6 protein-coding genes and 2 pseudogenes are annotated in these 4,092 nt (G+C 42.2%); 7 read left to right on the top strand and 1 reads right to left on the bottom strand.

The window, feature by feature from the left end; translation table 11 throughout:
- On the bottom strand, positions 1–219 hold a 219-nt coding region (locus tag P5683_RS23215; RefSeq protein WP_315669489.1), incomplete at its 3' end, for an IS630 transposase-related protein.
- Positions 220–281: 62 nt separating this feature from the next.
- Here P5683_RS23215 and P5683_RS23210 point away from each other — a divergent pair.
- The 7 genes and pseudogenes from P5683_RS23210 to P5683_RS23180 all read left to right on the top strand — a co-directional run.
- Positions 282–416, top strand: a pseudogene (locus P5683_RS23210) (transposase); the annotation flags it as partial.
- Positions 417–604: 188 nt separating this feature from the next.
- Positions 605–1,361 (top strand): annotated as a pseudogene (locus tag P5683_RS23205) (zinc ribbon domain-containing protein).
- A gap of 27 nt (positions 1,362–1,388) precedes the next feature.
- Complete coding sequence (locus P5683_RS23200; protein WP_006668220.1) at positions 1,389–1,685, top strand: hypothetical protein; 297 nt, start codon at positions 1,389–1,391, stop codon at positions 1,683–1,685.
- A gap of 19 nt (positions 1,686–1,704) precedes the next feature.
- Positions 1,705–2,541, top strand: a complete 837-nt coding sequence (locus P5683_RS23195; protein WP_006668221.1) for a hypothetical protein — start codon at positions 1,705–1,707, stop codon at positions 2,539–2,541.
- A gap of 39 nt (positions 2,542–2,580) precedes the next feature.
- Complete coding sequence (locus tag P5683_RS23190) at positions 2,581–2,901, top strand: nucleoside triphosphate pyrophosphohydrolase (protein ID WP_006624895.1); 321 nt, start codon at positions 2,581–2,583, stop codon at positions 2,899–2,901.
- A 50-nt stretch (positions 2,902–2,951) separates the two neighbouring features.
- Entirely contained in the window at positions 2,952–3,416 is a 465-nt protein-coding gene (locus P5683_RS23185; RefSeq protein WP_006624896.1) for an S-layer homology domain-containing protein, read from the top strand.
- Between the two features lie 84 nt (positions 3,417–3,500).
- On the top strand, positions 3,501–4,092 hold a 592-nt coding region (locus P5683_RS23180), incomplete at its 3' end, for a WG repeat-containing protein (RefSeq protein WP_315642065.1).

Here is a 4,092-nt window from a genome sequence, read left to right as displayed (position 1 = left end):
CTTAGTCATCTCGTCCTCTCCATTATACGTCCTAACTTTCCTGTCTGGTGCTATAGGTTGAGGGAGGAAGTCTCCGGTCTGTGCTTTTCTTGGCAGCCAGAGATTAATGGTGTTCCGGCTGACATGGAAAACTTGACTGGCTTCTGTTTTGGGCATACCGTCTAGTTCAATGGCATCAATAACTTTTTGTCTGAGGTCGTAACTATAGGGGGCTGGCATTTTTGGTCTTCTTAGTCATCTCGTCCTCTCCATTATACGTCCTAAGTGTTCTGTCTTGTGCTATACCACCTTATTCGCCAGACCTCAACAAGATAGAGAAATGTTGGTCGTGGTTGAAAGCCCGCATTCGCCATTGTATTGAGCAGTTTGATTCTCTCCATGATGCCATGGATTCCGTTCTCAAAGCTGCGTCCTAACCACCTTGACTAATGCTATAGCTCCGAAAGTTGAGGTCATAAAGCAGGGGGTTGTAGCCCTGTTCCTACTGACAATAGGGTATCTACATTAGGAGCCGTGTGATGTGAAAGTATCAAGCACGGTTTGGAATTGGAGTTGGGGAAGGTGACTTCCCTTTCGACCATAACAGGCGGGTTGTCCCATATAAATGATTGTACTGGAGTTTAAAGCCAAAGGGAAGTCAAATCACGTGCATTGCCATTGATGAGGCGATCCGAACTGCTCAGTCCATCGGCAATAAAGCGATCGGTTTCTGGATGGATAATTCAGGAATTGGGCAGAATAATTTGTATGGTCTAGGGCAAAACACGCTCGAGATGAATTTCCTTTTGCTAAAAACTTAAACTCCAGCGCCTGTCAAGCGTCCATTGAAAGAGCATATTCGGCAATAAGGAGGTTCTACGAGAACTGCCGGAAAGCCATTCGAGGAAAGAAAGGTTTTCCCAAGTTCAAAAAGAACAGCCGTTCAGTTGAATACACAACTTGTGGTTGGAAGTTATCAGAAACTCGTAATCAAATCACCATTCCCGTCGATTAATGATGCAAGTTGGTATCAGTTCAGGAAGCTAGAGTATTTTGGGGTGAAGTTTGGCAAGGTGACGGTTGCGGTTAACCCGGCTTATACTTCCCAAGAATGCTCTAACTGTGGTGCAGTGGTCAAAAAAGCCCTATCCACTCGAACTCATGTTTGTCAATGTGGGTTAAACTTGGCTCGGGATGGGAATGCTGCGCTCAACATCCTGTTCGCGCAGCGTTGCGCAGCAAAGTCAGCCTTGTGTACGCTAGGGCATAGCGGAACATGGGTCTTATACCCGAACGCTTCAGGAGATTCGACCTATACTATGGCTGGAGCAATCCTGTCAAAGCAAGTTGGGTCTATGAATGAAGAATCCCCTCGCCTTTAGGCAATGGGAGTGTCAAAGGATTATCTGATGAAGAATATTCCCCTTGACGAGTTGATTCCCAAACTGCAAACTCCAGAGGAACGGGAATTGGTTTTGGCTTTGGGTTATCAGGTGATTAGCTCTAGTGCTAGGGTTACAGAGGAGCCAATGATTAATGATGAAGAGGCACGCGCCTATCAAAAATTGCTAGAATTGCTTAATCTTCCCGAAGCCCGGGTTAAGGAATTAGAAGCAACAGTTGACGCTCAACTTCAAAAATCCGAAGGACTGGTGAAGTCAATGAGTCGTCAATTAGGGCAATTTTTTCGGGAAGTCAGTCAATAGCTATAGTTTCGGCTGCTAAATGATGGATGCAATTAATGATTTGATCAAACAGGCTCACCAAGGTAGTGTGGTCGCCATAGTTGAGGTACTTAATTATTATCTGGCGGAAAGTAAGGTAATAATTAGGGCTGTTTTTGTGGGGGGTATTCTGCAATTACTTTGTGAAGGAAAGCAAGCAGAATATCTGGATAAATCATATTTAGTCCGTGAGATTAAGGACGTTTTAGAGACAATTGCTCCCCGGAAGATTCGCCGAGTTAGCATCCATAGTCGTGTCTTTAATCAACATCAATTACTGTGGTTAGAGGATATTCTGGATAGTCCAGATAGTGAACTGCTTTGGTCAGAAAATATCACCATAAAAAAACCACATATATGGGCGGGATTACCGGGTCATACTAGTGGGGGACTAATTGATAGTTATCCATCTCAGGAATTGGTGCAAAAGCAACAATCGTCACGGGGTATATTAATTGCGCTCATCAGCATAATTGTGTTATTAATTGTGGGGGTATTTGCTTTTTATCAATGGATGAGTTTAGCGGTTACTCAATTGTTTAACTCGGATTATACATCGGTGAAACCTACTCCCAATCAGACAATTTCTGATGATGTATTATCGGATGAAGAGTTGTTTAAACAGGCTGTCCAATTAGCTGAAAATGCTGTGTCTTTAGGAAGGGATGCAATGACTGATAGGGAATGGTTAGAAATTGCGGAAAAATGGCGGGCGGCGGCTGATTTAATGGCGGCTGTATCTCCTAGCTATCCTCGCTATGCTACGGCTCAAAATCGGGTGGCTTTGTATCGTCGGAATCAGGAAATAGCTTTGTCGGAAGCGAGAATTTCTCGGTAATCTAATCAGCAAAATTTGGTGGTGTGAGGGGATAATTGAATGCGTAAAGAATATTATAAACTGGTGCGCGATCGCATTCCTGAAATGATACGACAATCTGGAGGTAAGCCGGAAATCAAGGTTTTATCTGAGGCGGAATATCGCATAGCTTTACGAAATAAGTTAAGGGAAGAAGCCGAGGAAGTTCAAGAAAGCGATGATGCTAGTCTATTGGAGGAATTAGCAGATATTTTAGAGGTGGTTGAATCGTTGAAGAAAAGTTATAACATATCCGATGAGCAGATACAATTAAAAGTTGATGAAAAACGAGCGCAACGAGGTGGTTTTAAACAGAAAATAATGTTATTATGGACTGCATAAATTTCGGATAATTGGTCAGCTATTATCACACCATAATTTGAGATATATAAATGCAATCAGACATAGAAAATAACTGGGGGATTCAAGCCATTAACTTATTAGTTAATATAAACATTATTTTAGGGTATCCAGATGGTACATTTCGCCCCAATGCACCTGTAACTAGGGCTGAGTTTGCTACGTTAATGTGTAGGATGTTTGATGATGCACCGATAATTCAGGAGGCGATCGCCTATAAAGATGTTGCCGATAACTATTGGGCAAAATCGAATATTGAACAAGCGACTCGCCGAGGTTTTTTGGCCTGCTATCCTGACGGTACATTTCGCCCACAGCAACCTATTCCTAGGGTGCAAGCCTTAATTGTTTTAGCGGCACATCTACAGCATAGAATCCCTGAAAACCCGGAAGAAATTCTCACACAATATTTTGATGATGCGGCGGCAATCCCCAATTATGCTAGGGAAAGAATTGCCGCTGGGGCGATTGAAAATTTAGTGGTTAATTATCCATAAGTTCGACAACTCAAGCCTAATCAAAATGCTACTAGGGGTGAAATCGCGGCTTTTTTATGTCAAGCCTTGCGACCTAGAAATGTGGTGTCTTGGGAATATATCGCCTATAGTAATTTATTCGCAATTACCCCTCAATTTGACTATGCGGCAAAATTTTCCGAAGGATTAGCTAATGTCATCATTAATGGTCAAAATTGCTTCATTAATACAGAAGAAAATATCGTGATCACTTTGGCAAGTGATATTATATCTTTGGGGGCATTTTCGGAGGGAATGGCTAGTGTCAACATGGATGATAAAAGTGGATATATTGACCGGGAAGGTAGACTAGCAATTCCTGCCAAATTTAGTTTGAATCCTGTCTATTATTTTGCGGAAGGTTTGGCATTAGCTAAACTTTATGATCAGACAAAATGGGGATATATTAATAAATCAGGTGATTGGCACATTATAGCTAAATTTGATGGTGGGGGTAGCTTTTCCCAAGGACGGGCAAAAGTTAGGATCGGATCTGAATGGGGATATATTGACCGGGAAGGTAACTCGATTATTGAACCTAAATTTTCAGAAGCTGGGGAATTTGCGGAGGGTCTAGCCCCAGTTAAATTAAATCATCAATGGGGATACAGCCTTTACACAAAACACAAAGTACAGTATAATGTATGGCTATTGTATA

Origin of the sequence: Limnospira sp. PMC 1279.21, from assembly GCF_032349615.1 — a bacterium.
In the GTDB taxonomy this organism is placed as follows: Bacteria; Cyanobacteriota; Cyanobacteriia; order Cyanobacteriales; family Microcoleaceae; genus Limnospira; species Limnospira fusiformis.
Note: the sequence above shows the minus strand (reverse complement) of the source record. Positions and strands in the feature narration are given on the sequence as shown.

Bases quoted from the DNA above. Each gene is read 5' to 3' on its own strand.
- P5683_RS23200 (WP_006668220.1), top strand. From the start codon at position 1,389: ATGAAGAATATTCCCCTTGACGAGTTGATTCCCAAACTGCAAACTCCA.
- P5683_RS23195 (WP_006668221.1), top strand. From the start codon at position 1,705: ATGATGGATGCAATTAATGATTTGATCAAACAGGCTCACCAAGGTAGT.
- P5683_RS23190 (WP_006624895.1), top strand. From the start codon at position 2,581: ATGCGTAAAGAATATTATAAACTGGTGCGCGATCGCATTCCTGAAATG.
- P5683_RS23185 (WP_006624896.1), top strand. From the start codon at position 2,952: ATGCAATCAGACATAGAAAATAACTGGGGGATTCAAGCCATTAACTTA.